The sequence below is a fragment of the Streptacidiphilus cavernicola genome (assembly GCF_042510955.1).
Lineage (GTDB): Bacteria > Actinomycetota > Actinomycetes > Streptomycetales > Streptomycetaceae > Streptacidiphilus > Streptacidiphilus cavernicola.
The window spans coordinates 27,963-46,549 of record NZ_JBHFAB010000011.1; the positions used below are offsets into that span (position 1 = coordinate 27,963).

Sequence of the window (18,587 nt, forward strand, 5' to 3'; positions counted from 1 at the left end):
CTCGCCCGCGCAGCCGAGTGGACCGAACCAGAAAGAAAGCACCGCCCGGCGCACGAGCCAGACGTCAAGGAGGACGAATGGCCGGGCTCGACTTCTCCGGAGCTCCATCGAACGTACGTATCAGCGCAGCATCGCCCGAAGTGTCCGCCGTGCTGACCGGTGACGGTCGCACCATAGTGATCATCGTCGCCGTGATCGCCCTGGCTGCCCTCGGGGTCGCCTGGGTGCTGGTGCGACAGGTCCTCGCCGCCGACGAGGGCACGGAATCCATGAAACGCATCGCCGCCGCGGTCCAGGAGGGCGCGAACGCGTACCTGGCGCGGCAGTTCCGCACCCTCGGGGTGTTCGCCGGAGCGGTGGTCTTCCTGCTGCTGCTCCTGCCCGCCGACAACTGGGACCAGCGCATCGGGCGCTCGGTGTTCTTCCTGGTCGGCGCGGGATTCTCGGCCCTCACCGGCTACATCGGGATGCGGCTGGCGGTGCGCAGCAACGTCCGCGTGGCGGCGGCAGCCCGCGCGGCCACCCCGGACCAGGCCATCCCTGACCCAGTCACCTCGGACCCGGCCATCCCGGACCCGGACCGTGCGAACCCCGACGGCGCCGAGGCCGGAGCGCCTGACGGCGCGGCGGCGGCCCCCGACATCCGCGGGGTCTCGCACCGGGCCATGCGGATCGCCTTCCGCACCGGTGGCGTGGTCGGCATGATCACCGTCGGCCTCGGCCTGTTCGGCGCCTCGGTGGTGGTCCTGATCTACAAGGAGAACGCCGCCAAGGTGCTGGAGGGCTTCGGTTTCGGGGCCGCGCTGCTGGCGATGTTCATGAGGGTCGGCGGCGGCATCTTCACCAAGGCCGCGGACGTAGGCGCCGACCTGGTCGGCAAGGTCGAGCAGGGCATCCCCGAGGACGACCCTCGCAACGCCGCCACCATCGCCGACAACGTGGGCGACAACGTCGGCGACTGCGCCGGCATGGCCGCTGACCTGTTCGAGTCGTACGCGGTGACCCTGGTCGCCGCGCTGATCCTGGGCAAGGCCGCCTTCGGCGACGACGGCCTTTCCTTCCCGCTGCTGGTCCCCGCCATCGGCGTGATCACCGCGGTGCTGGGGATCTTCGCGGTCTCGCCGCGGACCCGGGACCGCAGCGGCATGAGCGCCATCAACCGCGGCTTCTTCATCTCCGCCGTGTTCTCGCTGGTGCTGGTCGTGGCGGCGGTCTTCGCCTTCCTGCCGGGCAGCTTCGCCGACCTGAAGGGCGTCCCGGACGGCATCGCCCAGCACAGCGGCAACCCCAGGGTGTTCGCGCTCGCCGCGGTCGCCATCGGCATCGTCCTGGCCGCGCTGATCCAGCAGCTCACAGGCTACTTCACCGAGACCAACCGGCGCCCGGTGCTGGACGTCGGCCGCAGCTCGCTGACCGGCCCGGCCACGGTGGTGCTGTCCGGCATCTCGCTCGGCCTGGAGTCCGCGGTCTACTCGGCGGTGGTCATCGGCGCGGCCGTGTACGGGGCGTTCCTGCTCGGCGGCGGCTCGCTGACGCTGTCGCTGTTCGCGGTCGCGCTGGCCGGGACCGGGCTGCTGACCACGGTCGGGGTGATCGTGGCCATGGACACCTTCGGGCCGGTCTCGGACAACGCCCAGGGCATCGCCGAGATGTCCGGCGACGTCACCGGCGCGGGCGCGCAGGTGCTGACCGAGCTGGACGCGGTCGGCAACACCACCAAGGCGATCACCAAGGGCATCGCCATCGCCACCGCGGTGCTGGCGGCGACGGCGCTGTTCGGCTCCTACACCGACGCCATCAACACGGCCGAGGCCCAGGTCGGTTCGGCCGCGCACGGGCTGAGCCTCAGCCTGGACATCTCCCAGCCCAACAACCTGGTCGGGCTGCTGCTGGGCGCGGCGGTGGTGTTCCTGTTCTCGGGCCTCGCCATCAGCGCGGTCTCGCGTTCGGCCGGTTCGGTGGTGTTCGAGGTGCGGGAGCAGTTCCGGACCAAACCCGGGATCATGGAGGGCACGGAACTCCCGGACTACGGGCGGGTGGTGGACATCTGCACCCGGGACGCGCTGCGCGAGCTGGCCACACCGGGGCTGCTCGCCGTGCTGGCCCCGATCGCGGTCGGCTTCCTGCTCGGGGTCGGCTCGCTCGGCTCCTACCTGGCCGGCGCGATCGGCACCGGCACGCTGATGGCGGTCTTCCTCGCCAACTCCGGCGGAGCCTGGGACAACGCCAAGAAGCTGGTGGAGGAGGGCAACCACGGCGGCAAGGGCAGCGACGCGCATGAGGCGACGATCATCGGCGACACGGTCGGCGACCCGTTCAAGGACACCGCGGGCCCGGCCATCAACCCGCTGCTGAAGGTGATGAACCTGGTCTCGCTGCTGGTCGCGCCCGCGATCGTGAAGTTCAGCTTCGGGGCGGACGCCAACGTCGGCCTGCGGGTGGGGGTCGGGGTGCTCTGCCTGGTGGTCATCGTCGGCGCGGTGTGGACGTCCAAGCGCCGCGGCATCGCGATGGGGGCGGAGCCTGCGGCGGCTGCCGAGGGAGCGGACGGGGGTGAGGAGCAGGGGGCGGGGGCCGGGCCCAGCGAGGAGCCCAGCCCGACCGCCGTTTCCTGACCGACCGCGTCACCCCCGGTCCGGGGCCGCCGCCGTCCGCGCCGTGTTCGCGGCGACGGCGTCGGCGATCCCGGACCACAGCTGGTACGGCAGGTTGTGTCCCATCCCCGGGATGACCAGCAGCTCCGCGCCAGGCACCGCCTTTGCCGTGGCCTCGCCGCCGCTGCGGTCGATCAGCGGGTCGTCCGCGCCGTGGATCACCAGCGTCGGCAGCGTCAGCTGCCGCAGCCCCGGGGTGCGGTCCGGCGAGGCCACTATCGCGGCGAACTGCCGCGGGAAGCCGTCCGGGCGGCTCGACCGGTCGTAGCCGGCCGTGATCCGTACGCGCAGCTCGGCCAGGTCGTCCGGGTAGCCGGGGGAGCCGATGATCTGATACGCCGTCACCCCGGCGTCGATCGCGGCCTCGCGTCCCTCCGCGCGCGGGCGCAGCAGCACCGCACCGGCCTCGGGCGTGGAGCCCCCGCTGACGCCGTCCCCGGGGCGCGACATGACCGAGCAGAGGCTGAGCACCCGCTCCGGGTGGTCGATCGCCAGCTGCTGCACGATCATCCCTCCCATCGACACACCCATCACGTGCGCCTGCCGCACGCCGAGCGCGTCCAGCACCGAGCAGGCGTCCAGCGCCATGTCGCCGATCAGGTACGGGGCGGACGAGGGGTCGCCATGCAGGATCGCCCCGAGGTCCGGCTGCCGGTCCGCGTCCGCGAACGTCGAGAGCCCGCAGTCCCGGTTGTCGAAGCGGACCACGTGGAAGCCGTGCGCGACCAGGAGCTCGCACAGGCCCACCGGCCAGGCGGTCAGCTGTGAGCCGAGGCCCATCACCAGCAGCAGGGTGGGGTCGGCGGGGTCGCCGAACGTCTCGTACTCCAGCTCGACCTGCTGCGCGTTCGCGGGGGTGCGGGGCATGGGTGATCTCCTCTGAGCGCGTACCGACTGGTCGGTCTGCACGCTAGTCGTTCGTGCGGCCGTGCGATAGGGGGTCCGGCCGTAGGGCGCTGGCGGACGTCGTTCCGGCGCGCCGGAGGGGTCAGAAGCTGTCGGATCAGTGCAAACCAGGCACTGATCGTCCGTCGTTAGGCCGCGACGTGTAGGTTCCGGGGCCGGGGGCCGGTGCACGCCGGGCTCGGGCGAGGAGAGGAACCCGTGGTGACGAAGATGTGGCTGAGGCTGGCGGCGCCGGCCGCGCTGGTGGCGTTCGGGGCCACCGCCTGCGGCAGCGGGAACGGTCCCGCGGTCGACGCCTGGGCGAAGACGCTGTGCCAGGGGATGCAGAGCCCGGTCCAGCAGTCGAACACCGCGCTTGCCGACACCGGTGCGGTCAAGACCGGGGAGTCGCCCAAGGCGCTGCAGACCCGCCTGGCGGCGGACTTCGGCACGCTCGCCACGGCGAACACGCAGATCGCCCAGGCGGTGCAGAAGGCGGGCGCACCGAAGGTCGACAACGGCGCGCAGCTCCAGGCGGACGCCCTCTCCGAGCTGGACCAGGCGGCCGGGGGGTACACCCAGGCGCAGAAATCGGTGCAGGGGCTGGTGGTCACCGACCAGGCCAAGTTCGCGGCCGGACTGAAGGGCGTGGGAGACCAGGTGCAGCGGCTCGCCGAGCTGTCCACCGCGGCGCTGCAGAAGCTGCAGACGGGCGACCTGGGAACGGCGCTGGCCAAGCAGCCGGGGTGCAAGTCCGTTCCGGGGACGGGGGCTGGGACGGGGACGACGGCGAGTGCCACGCCCGGGGCCGGCGCCGGCACCGGGTCCAGTACGGGCGCGACCGGCTCGGCCTCCTCGCCCACCAAGCCGTCCGGCAAACCGACCGCGACTGCGACCACCACCGCGACCACCACCACGAAGCCGTCGGCCGGCGCGACGAGCTGAGCCACCCGCCGTCCGACACCGCCGTGGGCGGCTGACCCGGAGCGGTTCGGCGGGGGACAATGGGCGGGTGACCACGAGCACCGATTCTGCGTCCTTTCGGCCGGCCCTTGACGGTGGGCTCGCCGCCCGCCTTCGGGCGGCGTTCCTCGCCGCCGACTTCACCGCCGACGGCTGCCTGGAACTGCTCGGCGCGACCGCGTACGCGGCACTCGCGCGCAGCGAGACCGTGCCCGCGCTGCGGGTGACCGGTGGCGGCAGCGTGCGGGAGACGCTGCTGCGGCTGTTCCTGCTCCAGCGCACGGTCCCGTACGCCGAGGCCGAGGCCGCGCTCCCGGTGGCGGAGTGCCTGGCCGCGGGCTGGCTGGTCCACGCCGACGACAGCCGAGGCGACGACCGCCGTCCGGTGCGGGCGACCGTGGACGTGCGGCCGTACGCCAACGACATCGCCGCCGACCTCACCGGCCGGGCCTCCGCCGCCGCCGAGGCCTGGATCGTGTCGGACCTCGGCTGCGCGGTCGGCGGGGCAGGCGGCATCGGCGCCGCGGGCTCGGCCGGGGACGGCGGCGCGGTGCCGCGCAGCGAACTGGTGCTCGGGGTGGGGGGCGCGTCCACCACCCTGGCGAACATCACCGTGCGCCGTCCCGTGCGCCGGGTGCTCGACCTCGGTGCGGGCTCCGGCGTGCAGGCCCTGCACGCCGCGCGGCACGGTGCGCAGGTGGTCGCCACCGACGTCAACCCGCGGGCGCTGCACTTCACCGCGCTGACCATGGCGCTGTCCGGGTTCGACAACGTGGAGACCCGTGCGGGCAGCCTGTTCGAGCCGGTCGGCGGGGACGAGGCGGCCGAGGCCTTCGACCTGATCGTGTCCAACCCGCCGTTCGTGATCTCGCCGGGCGGTCGCTTCACCTACCGCGACGGCGGGATGGCCGGGGACGACCTCTGCGCCGCCCTGGTCGCCGCGGCCGGACGGCACCTGGAGCCCGGCGGCTACTGCCAACTGCTCGCCAACTGGCAGCATGTGCGCGGCGAGGACTGGCGCGAGCGGGTCGGCGGCTGGATCGCCGGAACCGGCTGCGACGCCTGGGTGGTGCAGCGCGAGGTGCAGGACGTGACCCAGTACGCCGAGCTGTGGCTGCGCGACGGCGGTGACCACCGCGAGTCGCGCGAGGACTACGACGCCCGCTACGGCGCCTGGTTGGACGCTTTCGAGGCGGCGAAGGCGGAGGGGGTCGGCTTCGGCTGGATCACCCTGCGCAGGCCCGCGTCCGCCGCCGCTGCCGCCAGGCCCTCGGTCCACCTTGAGGAGTGGCCGCACACGGTCGAGCAGCCGCTCGGCCCCGAGGTCGAACGCTGGTTCGCCCGCCAGGACTTCCTGCGCGACCACGACGACAGCGCCCTGCTCGCCGCCCGCTACCGGCTCGCGGACGAGGTGGTGCAGGAGCAGGTGGGCGCGCCCGGCGAGGAGCACCCCCAGCATGTGATCCTGCGTCAGAACCGGGGCATGCGGCGGGCCACCAAGGTGGACACGGTCGGCGCCGGCTTCGCCGGGGTCTGCGACGGCGAGTTGACCGCGGGGGAGATCCTGGACGCCATCGCCGCCCTGATCGACGAGGACCCGGCGCAGCTGCGGGCCCGTACTCCGGAGCAGATCCGGATGCTGGTGGAGCAGGGCTTCCTGGAGCCGGTCGGCTGAGCCCCCGGGGCCCGAGCCGCCGGCCGCGCCGGTCTGGCGGAAAACAGTCAGGAAGATGACCGGAACCCATCCGTGTTCATCTTCGCTTCCCCGGAGTGACGCCGGGCGTACGCCGAGCGTGCGCCCGGCATTCGACGTGCGCTGCCAGTGTGACGGTCGTACTACTCACTCCGGGGGTCAGACGTGGATACACCGCTGAGCGTGTTCACCGGCGCATGGTTCACGCTGTTCGGCGCCGGCGTCCTCTGCTGGTGTGCCGCCGAGGTCCGTACCCGGCGTGAGCTGCGGCGCAGTGGCGTGTCCTGCCTGGCCCGGGTCCTCCCCGACCCGGACGGGCAGGCCGCGGCGGCCGACCACCCGGACACCTCGCCGGTGCTCGGCTTCCAGGTCGAGGGGCACGGGGAGGTGGTCACCCGGCCGCGCGGCTGGACCTCCGTCCGCCGGACGCCGATGTTCGCGGTGGACACCCTGGTCCCGGTCTCGTACGACCCGGCCAGACCGACCGTGGTCGCCGTGGACGGGGTCGGCCAGCTCCGCAGCGACGCGTTCTGGCTGCTGCTCGGCCTGGCGTTCGCCGCCTGCGGCGTGCTGCTGCTGCTCGGCTTCTTCCGCTAGACCCCCGCCGGACCGCGGCTGGAGACCGGACCGCCACGGGGGGAGCGGATCGGTCGTGTGCGGCCGGATGGGCGCAGAACACGCCGAGGGGGCCGTCCTGTCCAGCGCGGACGATGGTTACAGTCCTATCATCCGGCATGTCCGGCTCAGCTCTCGGAAGCTATCTGTACGGCGGGAACACTCGCCCTCGGGTTACCGTTCGAGAGGCGTCGTCGGCATCCCGAAGTCCGTAAATCGGGATTCGTCCGTTTGACAAGGGGGACCTTGATGCGGTCACACTCCGCTCTCAGGGCTTCAGTGGCTCCGGACCGACAACGGCGCCGAGCGGCCTGAGTACCCCATATCGACCGGGAGAGAAGAGCGAAGGTGTCCCCGACCAGCGAGACCGCACGCCAAGTCCAGCGACTCGTCATCGTTGAGTCGCCGGCCAAGGCGAAGACGATCAAGGGCTACCTCGGCCCCGGATATGTGGTCGAGGCGAGCGTCGGGCATATCCGCGACCTCCCCGGCACCGCCGCCGAGGTGCCGGACGGCTACACCGGCGAGGTCCGTCGGCTCGGCATCGACGTCGAGCACGACTTCGAGCCGATCTACGTCGTCAACGCCGACAAGAAGGCCCAGGTCGCGAAGCTCAAGTCGCTGCTGAAGGAAGCCGACGAACTCTTCCTCGCCACCGATGAGGACCGCGAGGGGGAGGCCATCGCCTGGCACCTCCAGGAAGTGCTCCGCCCCAAGGTCCCGGTGCACCGGATGGTCTTCCACGAGATCACCAAGGACGCGATCCAGGCCGCGGTGAACAACCCGCGCGAGCTGAACAAGCGCCTGGTCGACGCCCAGGAGACGCGCCGCATCCTGGACCGGCTGTACGGGTACGAGGTCTCGCCGGTGCTCTGGAAGAAGGTCATGCCGAAGCTCTCGGCGGGCCGGGTCCAGTCGGTGGCGACCCGGCTGGTGGTCGAGCGCGAGCGCGAGCGGATGGCCTTCCGCTCGGCCTCCTACTGGGACCTCACCGCCGTCTTTGCGTCTGGCAAGGGCGACCCCGGCGACCCCGGCACCTTCGGCGCGCGGCTGTCCTCGGTGGACGGCCGCCGGGTCGCCTCGGGCCGTGACTTCGACTCGCTCGGGCAGCTCAAGGCGGGCTCGGCCCAGGTGCTGCACCTGGACGAGGACGCCGCCCGCGCCCTGGCCGCCGGTCTCGCCGACGCCGCCTTCCGGGTCCGCAGCGTCGAGTCCAAGCCGTACCGCCGCTCCCCGTACGCGCCGTTCCGGACCACGACCATGCAGCAGGAGGCCGGGCGCAAGCTGGGCTTCGGCGCCAAGCGGGCCATGGACGTGGCCCAGAAGCTGTACGAGAACGGCTTCATCACCTATATGCGCACCGACTCGACCACGCTCTCGGAGACGGCGATCACCGCCGCCCGGGCCCAGGTCGAGCAGCTCTACGGGCGCGAGTACCTGCCGGACGTGCCCCGGGTCTACACCGGCAAGGTCAAGAACGCCCAGGAGGCGCACGAGGCGATCCGCCCCTCCGGCGACCGCTTCCGCACCCCCGCCGAGACCGGGCTGCGCGGCGACGAGTTCCGGCTCTACGAGCTGATCTGGATGCGGACCGTCGCCTCGCAGATGAAGGACGCGGTCGGCCAGTCGGTCACGGTCAAGGTCGCCGGGACCTCGGCGGACGGCCGGGACGCCGAGTTCAGCGCCACCGGCAAGATCATCACCTTCCACGGCTTCCTCAAGGCCTACGTCGAGGGCCGCGACGACCCGGACGCCGAGCTGGACGACCGCGAGCGGCGGCTGCCGCCGGTCGCCGAGGGGGACTCCCTCGGCGCCGAGGAGGTCACCCCGGACGGGCACTCCACCAAGCCCCCGGCCCGCTTCACCGAGGCGTCGCTGATCAAGGAGCTGGAGGAGCGGGAGATCGGCCGCCCGTCCACCTACGCGGCGATCATCGACACCATCGTGTACCGCGGCTACGTCTTCAAGAAGGGCACCGCACTGGTGCCGTCCTTCCTGGCACTGGCCGTGGTCCGGCTGCTGGAGGAGCACTTCGGCCGGCTGGTCGACTACGACTTCACCGCCAAGATGGAGAACGACCTCGACGGCATCGCCCGCGGCGAGGGCGCGTCGGTGCCCTGGCTGCGCCGGTTCTACTGGGGCCAGCAGACCGAGGGCGCGGCCACCACCTCCGCCAACTCGGCCGCCGACGCCGGCAACGGCGACGGCGACCACCTCGGCGGGCTGAAGGAACTGGTCACCGACCTCGGCGCGATCGACGCCCGGGAGATCAGCTCCTTCCCGCTCGGCGACAGCGGCATCGTGCTCCGGGTCGGCCGCTACGGCCCGTACGTGGAGAAGGGCGAGCAGCGCGCCGACGTCCCGGACGAGCTGGCGCCGGACGAGCTGACCCCGGAGCTGGCCGAGGAGCTGCTGGCCAAGCCCAGCGGGGTGCGCGAGCTGGGCGCCGACCCGGTCAGCGGCCACGAGATCGTCGCCAAGGACGGCCGCTACGGCCCGTACTTCACCGAGGTGCTGCCCGAGGGCACCCCGAAGACCGGCAAGAACGCGGTGAAGCCGCGGACCCAGTCGCTGCTGTCGACCATGTCGCTGGACACGGTCACCCTGGACGACGCGCTCAAGGTCTTCGGCCTGCCGCGGGTGGTCGGCGTGGACCCCGAGGGCGTGGAGATCACCGCGCAGAACGGCCGCTACGGCCCGTACCTCAAGAAGGGCACCGACTCGCGCTCGCTGGAGAGCGAGGAGCAGATGTTCACGGTGACCCTGGAGGAGGCGCTGGCGATCTACGCGGTGCCCAAGCAGCGCGGCCGGGCCGCCGCCAAGCCGCCGCTGCGCGAGCTGGGCACCGACCCGGTCAGCGAGCGTCCGGTGGTGGTCAAGGACGGCCGCTTCGGCGCGTACGTCACCGACGGTGAGACCAACGCCACACTGCGCCGTGACGACGTGGTCGAGGAGATCACCCCGGAGCGCGGCTACGAGCTGCTGGCCGAGAAGCGGGCCAAGGGGCCGGCCAAGAAGACCGCCAAGAAGTCGCCCGCGAAGAAGGCCCCGGCGAAGAAGGCCGCCACCGGGACGGCCAAGAAGACCGCGGCGAAGAAGACCACCGCCTCGGCGGCCAAGAAGACCGCCGCGAAGAAGACGGTGGCGGCCAAGGCCGACTCCACGAAGAAGGTCACCGCCAAGAAGCCCGCCGCGGAGGACTAGGCCGTCGGTAGGGCGCACGGGTGTCGGTAAGGCGCTCAGGCCGTCGGTAAGGCGTCACGGGGCGGTTCGGTCCAGTCACCGGGGACCGGACCGCCCCTCGGCGTGGCTGCCAGGTCACAGAAGTGTCATGGCCTTGTGGACTTACGTCGGACGGCCGTTTGGTGTCCGACCCTCCGGTTAGGCTGACCGTCATGACCAGTGCGGTACAGCCCGTCCCCGACGACCCCACGCCCGAAGGCCCGACCACGCCGACCGTCCTGACGGTCGTGCCCGGCGGCAGCGCCTCCGAGCGCGCCGCCGCGCTGCTGCGCGTGCGCCCGTACCGGCGGCTGTGGCGGGCTCAGCTGCTCGGCTCGGTCGGGGACCGGCTCGGGCTGCTGGTGCTGCTCGTCCTGGTGGTCCAGGCCGGGGCGACCGGGGAGTTCGGCACCGGCTACCGGGCCGCGCTGCTGGTGATCGCCGCCGCGTTCGCGCTGCGGCTGCTGACCTCACTGCTGCTCGGCGTCGCCCTGCTGCACCCGCTGTCCCGGCTGCTCGACCGGCTCGACCGGCGCTGGACCCTGGTCGGCGTGGACGTGCTGCGGGCCGCGCTGTTCGTCGCCGCCCCGTTCTGGATCGTCTGGGACCACGGCACCTCCGCGGTCTGGCTGATGATCACGATCTTCGCCACCACCGCCGCCGAGCGGGTCGCCGCGCTCGCCCGCGAGGCGGTCGGCGGGCGCCTGCTGCCCGCCCCCGCGCCCGGCGTCCCGGCCGTGGACCAGCGCCCGGTGCTGCGCCACCTCGACCAGTGGACCGGGTACGCGGCGATGCCGCTGGCAGCCGGCCTGCTGGTGCTGCTCACCCTGATCGAGAACGGCGTCTCCTCCGGCGTCGGTTGGCTGGACGCCCACGCCGGGACCGTCGCCGCGTTCGGCGCCGCCGCGCTGCTGCTGGTCGCCGCGGTGCTGCACTACCTGCAGGAGCTGCCGCCCGCGCCCGGTCCGAGCAACCCCTGGTCGCCGCTCAGCGGGCTGCGCGCCCCCACCGACATCGCCCCCGGTAACGCTGCTCCCGGGAAGTCGGCCGCCGCCCCGCGCGGCCGTACCGGCAGCTCCGTCGCCTTCAGCTTCTCCGCGGCCGGGGCGGTCGCGGCGATGGCCGGTTCGGTCGCCGTGGCCTACCCGCATGCCGCCGACCTCTGGGCCGGACCGGTCGGCTTCGGCCTGCTGGTGCTCGCCGCCACCGCCGCACCGGTGCTGGGGCTACGGATCGCCGCCTCGGTGCTGCCGGTGCTCAGCCGCCGCAGGCTGCTGCCGCTGGCCCTCGGCACCGCCGGCCTCTCGCTGCTGCTGAGCGGCCTGGTCCGGGACTTCGTGCTGGCGCTGGTGCTGATCTCGCTGGCCGGGCTGGCCGCCGGGGTCGCCCTGCGCACCTCCACCGTGCTGCTCGACCTGGAGACCGAGGAGGCCCGCCGACCCGTCGTCCGCGAGCACCTGCGGTCGATGCTGCGGGTCGCCGCCGGGGTCGGCCTGGTCGCCGCCCCGCTGCTGGGCGCGGCCTTCGGCCCGCAGGCGTTCGGCACCGACTCGCCGCACTTCGACCACCGCGGGGCGAGCCTCGCCGTCTCGGTGGTCGGGCTGCTGCTGCTGGTACTGGCCGCGGTGGTGTTCTTCCGGGTCGACGACCGCCGCGGCACCGCCTCGTTCAGCCACGACGTCTGGGACGCGCTGCGCGGCGGCGCGCAGCCGGTCCCGCACCGGGCCGGGACCGGCTACTTCATCGCCCTGGAGGGCGGCGACGGCGCCGGGAAGTCCACCCAGGCGCAGGCCCTCGCCGAGTGGATCCGCAGCAAGGGCCACGAGGTCGTGGTCACCCGCGAGCCCGGCGGCAGCGCCATCGGCCAGCGGCTGCGGGCGATGCTGCTGGACGTCGGCAACACCGGCATCTCGCACCGCGCCGAGGCGCTGCTCTACGCGGCCGACCGGGCCGAGCACGTCGACAACGTGATCCGTCCGGCGCTGGACCGCGGCGCGGTGGTGATCACCGACCGCTACATGGACTCCTCCGTCGCCTACCAGGGCGCCGGCCGCGACCTGGCCGCGAGCGAGGTGGCCCGGGTCAACCGCTGGGCCACCGACGGCCTGGTCCCCGACCTGACCGTGCTGCTGGACGTCGACCCGGCGGCGGCGCGGGAGCGCTTCACCGAGGCGCTGGACCGGCTGGAGTCCGAGCCCGAGGACTTCCACGCCCGGGTGCGCAGCGGGTTCCTGGCGCTGGCCGCCGCCGACCCGGTCCGCTACCTGGTCGTCAACGCCGCGCAGAGCCCCGGCGAGGTCACCACCGCGATCCGGCACCGGCTGGACCGCGAGCTGCCGCTGTCCGAGCAGGAGCGGGTGGCCCGGATCGAGCAGGAGCGGCTGGCCCGCGAGGCCGAGGCGCACCGGATCGCCGAGGAGGCCCGGCTGAAGGCCGAGGCGGAGCGGGCCGAGCGGGAGAAGCAGGCGCAGTTGGAGCGGCTGCGGATGGCCGAGGAGGAGAAGGCCAAGGCGCTCCAGGCCGAGGAGGACCGCAAGGCCGCGGAGAAGGCGCGGCACGCGGCCGAGCAGGCCCGGCTCGCCGCCGAGGCCGAAGCGGCCCGCCGCGCGGCGGCCGAGCAGGAGCGGCGCGAGGCGGAGGCGGCGGAGCGTCGCCGGATCGAGTCCGAGGCGGCCCGGCTCGCTGAGCTGGAGCGGCAGCGGGACGAGCGCCGGGCGGAGGAGCGGCGGCGTGCGGAGGACGCGCTGCGGCGGGCCGAGGAGGCCCGGCTGGCGGCTGCGGCAGGCGTCACCGCGGCCGAAGCCGCGCTGGGGGCCGAGGCCCCGACCCGCGAGGTGCCGCTGGCGGGGGGCGCGGGGGGCGCGGGCGCGGGGGGTGTGGACTCAGGCGGTGACGCGGGTTCGGGTACCGGTGGTGCGGGTGCGGCTGCGGCTGTGGGGGATGACGCGGACGCGGGTCGTGACGCGGGTGACGCCGGCCGTGACACGGGGGACAGGCGCGCGGGCGAGGAGCAGGTGGAGGACGCTGTTGCCGAGGACCCGTCCGAGGAGGGTGGGTCCGGGGACGACGGTGCATCCGGGGACGGTGCGCCCCAGAGCGGTGCGCCGCAGGCTGATGCGTCCGGGGTCGAGGCTGGCGCTGAGGCGGAGAGCGCACCCGCGTCTGCACCTGCCGCTGCGCCCGCGTTGGGAGTCGCGCCCGACCAGCCGACGCAGGTGATAACCGAGGAGGACCGGGCCGAGGCGGTCCGCCGTGCCGACGAGGCCCGCGCCGCGGAGCTCCGTGCCACCGAGGCCCGTACCGCTGGGTCCCGTGCGGCCGGTGGCGACGCCGAGACGGGCAGCGCGGCCGACGAGACGGCGGTCATCCCGAGGATGCCCTCCGGCCCCCCGCCGCAGGCACCGTCCGCAGCGGCGCCGCCCACCAATGCGCCCACCGCCGCTCCCGCCGCTTCCCCCGCAGCGCCGCCCGCGGCCCCGCGGCGCGGTCGCGCGGTGACGCCGTCGGCCCGGCCGACTCCGCCCGAGGAGCGGACCGCGGTCCTGCCGCAGGTCCCGGCCGCCCCGTCGGGCGGCGCGGAGCCGCCGTCCGACCAGCACCGGCTGCTGCCGCGGTCCTGGCGGGTGGCCCGGCCCAAGAGCGGCGAGAGCGTCCAGGAGGGCTCCCCCGACTGGCTGTTCCGCCCGGAGCCGGGCGACGAGCAGCCGACCCGTCAGCTGCCGCAGGTGGAGCGCACCACCGAGATGCCGCTGATCGACCCGGCCCCCGCCGCGCCGTCCGCGCCCCCACAGCGCCCCGGCCGCTACGACTGGGCCGAGGAGACTCCGCTGGACGACCTGCCCAGCCTCACCGACGAACTGCTCGGCTCCCGGGACGAGTGGTCGCAGTGGGACGGCGGCGACGACGAGTCAGGCGGCAAGGGACGCAAGGGCAAGCGCTGACGGCGGTACCGCACCCGCCACGCGTCGGCCGCACTTACCCTCGTCCTGACCCCGATCCCCTCGGTAGGGATCCCTCGGCAGAAACCGGAGAAAGCACCGTGAGCGTCTGGGACGACCTGGTCGGCCAGCAACAGGTGGTGGAGCAGCTCGTCGCCGCCGCCCGCTCGGCGCGGATCGTCCTGTCCGGCGGTCGCACCAGCGGCGAGGAGGAGCAGGCGACGGTCGCCACGGCCGGGACCACCGGGATGACCCACGCCTGGCTGTTCACCGGCCCGCCCGGTTCGGGCATGGCGACCGCCGCGCGGGCCTTCGCCGCGGCGCTCCAGTGCACCTCGCCGGACCTTGAGCTGGGTGGGATCCCCGGCTGCGGCTACTGCGAGGGCTGCCACACGGCGCTGATCGGCAGTCACGCGGACGTGGAGTCCGTGCGCACCGACGTGCTGAGCATCGGTGTGAAGGAGACCCGTGAGCTGGTCCGCAGCGCGTCGATGTCCCCGGCCGGGGGCCGCTGGCAGGTGATCATCCTGGAGGACTCCGACCGGCTCACCGAGGGCGCGGCGAACGTCCTGCTCAAGGCGATCGAGGAGCCCGCGCAGCGTACGGTCTGGCTGCTCTGCGCCCCCTCGGTGGAGGACGCGCTGCCGACCATCCGCTCCCGCTGCCGACTGCTGGTGCTGCGGACGCCGCCGGTCGCGGCGGTCGCCGACGTACTCGTCCGCCGGGACGGTATCGAGCCGGAGATGGCACTGTTCGCGGCCCGTGCCGCGCAGGGCCACATCGAGCGGGCCCGCCGCCTCGCGCTGGACCCGGCGGCCCGCGAGCGCCGGGCCGAGGTGCTGAAGCTGCCGCTGCGGGTGGCCGACCTCGGCGCCTGCCTGGCCGGTGCGCAGGCGCTGGTCGACGCGGCGACGGCGGACGCCAAGCAGGTCGCCGAGGAGGTCGACACCCGGGAGACCGAGGAGCTTCGGGCCGCGCTCGGCGCGGCGGCCGGGGTCGGCGGCCGGATGCCGCGCGGTACGGCCGGAGCGATGAAGGAACTGGAGGACCGGCAGAAGCGCCGGGCCACCAGGACCCAGCGGGACACCCTGGACCGGGCGCTGATCGATCTGTCGTCGTTCTACCGCGACGTGCTGGCGGTGCAGTTCGGCGCGGCTGGGGACCTCTCCAACGAGGAGATGCGCGCGGCCGTGGAGCGGATCGCGGCGGAGTCCGCACCGGAGCGGACGCTCCGCCGGATGGAAGCGGTGCTCGACTGCCGCCGCGCCCTGGAACGCAACGTCGCCCCACTGCTCGCGGTGGAGGCCATGACCGTCGCGTTGCGCGCGGGCTGAGGCCCGCACCGGCTGAGGCCCGCGCAGGCTGGGCCCGCACAAGCTGAGGGTGCACCGACTGGGCCCGCACTGGCTGGCCTCGCGCAGGCTGAACCGGCGTCGGCGGACCTCGCGCTCGCGTCGGCGAACCCGCGTTGGCGAACCTGCGCCGGTGAACCCGCGTCGGCGGACCGCAGGCCCGCTCCGGCGGACACCGAGCGGGGGCGTACGCCCCACCCCCGGCACTGTGCGCTCGCTCTTTCGGGTGACACTCATGGCTCCCGGTGCAGGAGCCCCGTTCGCCGGGGGATGGCACCTAAGTGATCTTGTGGTGGGCGGTTCTCGCGGTAGCGGGCGTGGCGGCGGCAGTCTGGCTGGCCGGAGGCGCTTTGGCGTCATGGCGGGAGCAAAAAGCCGGACTGGTGTACGAATTGACGCCGCATTACCTCGGTGCGGTGCTGCGCGCAGCCGCCGCCGCCCTGGCCCTCGGCGGGGTGCTGACCGGCAGCCTCGCCCTGGTCCTCGCCCCGGACCGCGGCGCCCCGGCCGCCCTCTCCGCCGACGCCCGCCCAGCCGCACGTCCCCTCGTGCACCCCCTTGCCACCACGCCGAAACCCACCACGCCGAAGCCCACCGGGGCGAAGGCCGTCCCGCCGAAGCCCAGCGGCGGCGGACCCTCGTCCCGTCCGTCCCCCGCCGCCGCCACCGCCCTGGTGACGATCGGTCACCCCTCCGGCGGCGAACTCCTGCAAGGGACCCTCGCCGGGTTCCCGGGGCGGGTCCAGGTCTGGCTGCCCAAGCAGTACCGGGGGCGGACCGTCCCGCTCCAGGCGGTGCTGGTGTTCGCCGCCCCCGCGGAACTCGGCGACGTCTTCGCGGGCCTGTCCGGCGCCGTGGACACGGGCAAGGCCAACCCCGTGGTCGCCGTCGTCCCTGCCGCCACCTGCTCCCCGTCCGGCGCGGTCGACCCCGCCTTCACCGCCGACGTCCTGCGCCGCGCCGCTGTGTCCCGCTTCCACGTCGCCACGTCGCCCGCCGGCTGGGCCGTCCTCGGCCTGGACGGCGGCGCGCCCTGCGCGGTGGCGGCGGAACTCGCCCAGCCCACGGCGTTCCGCGCGGCGGCCGGTCTCGGCGGACGCTACGGCGCGCTGCCCGACCCGGCGGCTCCCTCCCCCTCGCCCGCAGGCACCGGCTCAGTCGCCACAGGCCGAGTGCACCTGCTGCTCGCCGACGCCCAGCGGGACACCGCAGGCCAGCGCTCGGCCTCCGCGCTCGGCACGGTGCTCGCCCGGCAGTCGCACATCGACGTCCGACTGTCCTCCGCCGTGCGCGACTTCACCCCGAGCCTGGAACGCTTCCGGCTGGTCCGGGTCGCGGCCGGCTACTTCGCCGAACAGTTCGCGGCCCCCGCCCGCTGACCGGCGCCGCCTGACCCACGCCGCCTGACCCACGCCGACTGATGCTGCGCCGACTGACCCGTCCCGCACGACCCGTCCCACGTGACCCGCGCCGCCTGACCCACGCCGCCCGAGCCCTCCCGACTGACCGACCAACCGCGACATAACGGCAGCACCCGACCGATACCGGCTACGGATACGGATACGCTCTGCGTGCCGCAGAGAGAGCTGAGGACCACACCATGAAGGCCATCCCCCGGGTCGCGACCGCGTCCCTGCTGCTCGCAGGGCTCGCCCTGAGCGGGTGCTCGTCGTCCACGCGGTCCCACACCGGCACGGGCACCGGGTCCGGATCGTCGTCGAGTGCGTCCTCCTCCACCGACTCCACCGACTCCACCAGTTCGCCGTCGGCCGCGTCCACCGCCGCCGCCCCCGTGCTGGAGCCGTTGCCCACGGCCGTCCCCGCCGAGCTGCAGCGCTACTACACGCAGACGCTCAGCTGGCACTCCTGCGACAGCGGGTTCCAGTGCGCGACGATCAAGGTCCCGCTGGACTACGACCACCCCGCCGCCGGGGACATCTCGCTGTCGATGGTCCGGCACAAGGCGGCAGGGCAGGGCTTCAAGCGGCTGGGCTCGCTGCTGATCAACCCGGGCGGCCCCGGCGGCTCCGCCGTCGACTACGCCGAGTACGCGGCGTCGACCTACCCGGCCGCGGTCCGCAACTCCTACGACGTGGTCGGCGTCGACCCCCGCGGCGTCGCCCGCAGCACCCCGGTGACCTGCCTGACGGACCGGCAGATGGACGCGTACACCGCGACCGACAGCACCCCGGACACCCCGGCCGAGGTCGACAGCCTGGTCGCGGCGGACAAGACCCTGGCCCAGGGCTGCGAGCAGCACTCCGGCACGCTGCTCTCCCACGTCAGCACGGTCGACTCGGCGCGGGACATGGACGTCGTGCGGGCCCTGCTCGGCGACGCCAAGCTCAACTACCTGGGCAAGTCCTACGGCACCTTCCTCGGCGCGACCTACGCCGGGCTGTTCCCGACCCGGGTCGGCCGGATGGTGCTGGACGGCGCGATGAACCCCTCCCTGGACGCCCAGGACCTGAACAGCCAGCAGGCGGGCGGCTTCGAGACCGCGTTCGACGCGTTCGCCGCCAACTGCGTGAAGATCAGCAGCTGCCCCCTCGGCAGCAGCTCCGGCCAGGCCGGGAAGAAGATCGACCAGCTGTTCGCCTCCTGGGACGCCCACCCGCTGCCGACCGGCTCGTCCCGCAAGCTGGACGAGGCACTGGGCACGACCGGCGTGATCGCCGCCATGTACGACCAGCAGCAGTGGCCGCAGCTGCGCGGGGCGCTAACCCAGGCCGAGCACGACGACGGCTCCGGCCTGCTGGCGCTCTCGGACCAGTACTACGAGCGCGACGACTCGGGCCACTACAGCAACCTGATGTACGCCAACGCGGCGGTGAACTGCCTGGACCTGCCGCCCGCGGCGACCGACCCGCAGCAGGTGGAGCAGCAGCTCCCGGCCTACCGCAAGGCCTCGCCGCACTTCGGCGTCTCTCTCGCCTGGGCCGGTCTGAGCTGCGCGTACTGGCCGGTGAAGCCGACCGGCGAGGCGCGCACGATCCCGGCGCAGGGCGCGGGCCCGATCGTGGTGGTCGGCACCACCCGCGACCCGGCCACCCCGTACGCCTGGGCCCAGGGGCTCGCGGCGCAGCTGGACTCGGGCACCCTGCTCACCTACGACGGCGACGGCCACACCGCGTACGCCCGGGGGAGCCAGTGCATCGACGGCGCGGTCAACGTCTACCTGCTCAGCGGCCGTGCCCCGGCCAAGGGCACGGTGTGCAAGTAAGGCAGTGGAGGTAAGGAGCTAAAAGCTGTCACAATCCTTTCA

General features: G+C 73.7%; 10 protein-coding genes. 9 read left to right on the forward strand and 1 reads right to left on the reverse strand.

Annotated elements, in window-relative coordinates; translation table 11 throughout:
* Positions 1-77: 77 nt before the first annotated feature.
* Positions 78-2,615: a sodium-translocating pyrophosphatase gene (locus tag ACEZDE_RS16285; RefSeq protein ID WP_380536985.1), complete on the forward strand. Its 2,538-nt coding sequence runs from the start codon at positions 78-80 to the stop codon at positions 2,613-2,615.
* Positions 2,616-2,624: 9 nt separating this feature from the next.
* On the opposite strand, the gene ACEZDE_RS16290 is transcribed toward ACEZDE_RS16285, so the two are convergent.
* A complete protein-coding gene (locus ACEZDE_RS16290) occupies positions 2,625-3,521 on the reverse strand; it encodes an alpha/beta fold hydrolase (RefSeq protein WP_380536986.1) in 897 nt (298 codons plus the stop codon).
* Between the two features lie 237 nt (positions 3,522-3,758).
* Here ACEZDE_RS16290 and ACEZDE_RS16295 point away from each other — a divergent pair, with 237 nt between their 5' ends.
* From ACEZDE_RS16295 to ACEZDE_RS16330, 8 genes are all read left to right on the forward strand, one after another.
* A complete protein-coding gene (locus tag ACEZDE_RS16295; RefSeq protein ID WP_380536987.1) occupies positions 3,759-4,484 on the forward strand; it encodes a small secreted protein in 726 nt (241 codons plus the stop codon).
* Positions 4,485-4,551: 67 nt separating this feature from the next.
* Positions 4,552-6,177, forward strand: a complete 1,626-nt coding sequence (locus ACEZDE_RS16300) for a DUF7059 domain-containing protein (RefSeq protein WP_380536988.1) — start codon at positions 4,552-4,554, stop codon at positions 6,175-6,177.
* 201 nt (positions 6,178-6,378) lie between these two features.
* Positions 6,379-6,792: a DUF3592 domain-containing protein gene (locus ACEZDE_RS16305; RefSeq protein WP_380536989.1), complete on the forward strand. Its 414-nt coding sequence runs from the start codon at positions 6,379-6,381 to the stop codon at positions 6,790-6,792.
* Between the two features lie 366 nt (positions 6,793-7,158).
* Positions 7,159-10,014, forward strand: coding sequence for a type I DNA topoisomerase (topA, locus tag ACEZDE_RS16310; RefSeq protein ID WP_380536990.1), 2,856 nt, complete (start codon positions 7,159-7,161; stop codon positions 10,012-10,014).
* Positions 10,015-10,205: 191 nt separating this feature from the next.
* Positions 10,206-13,973, forward strand: a complete 3,768-nt coding sequence (tmk, locus tag ACEZDE_RS16315; protein WP_380536991.1) for a dTMP kinase — start codon at positions 10,206-10,208, stop codon at positions 13,971-13,973.
* 98 nt (positions 13,974-14,071) lie between these two features.
* Positions 14,072-15,304 (forward strand): DNA polymerase III subunit delta', encoded by a 1,233-nt coding sequence (locus ACEZDE_RS16320; protein WP_380536992.1) that lies wholly within the window; start codon positions 14,072-14,074, stop codon positions 15,302-15,304.
* A gap of 410 nt (positions 15,305-15,714) precedes the next feature.
* A complete protein-coding gene (locus ACEZDE_RS16325) occupies positions 15,715-16,701 on the forward strand; it encodes a hypothetical protein (protein WP_380536993.1) in 987 nt (328 codons plus the stop codon).
* 221 nt (positions 16,702-16,922) lie between these two features.
* A complete protein-coding gene (locus ACEZDE_RS16330) occupies positions 16,923-18,545 on the forward strand; it encodes an alpha/beta hydrolase (protein WP_380536994.1) in 1,623 nt (540 codons plus the stop codon).
* Positions 18,546-18,587 lie beyond the last annotated feature (42 nt).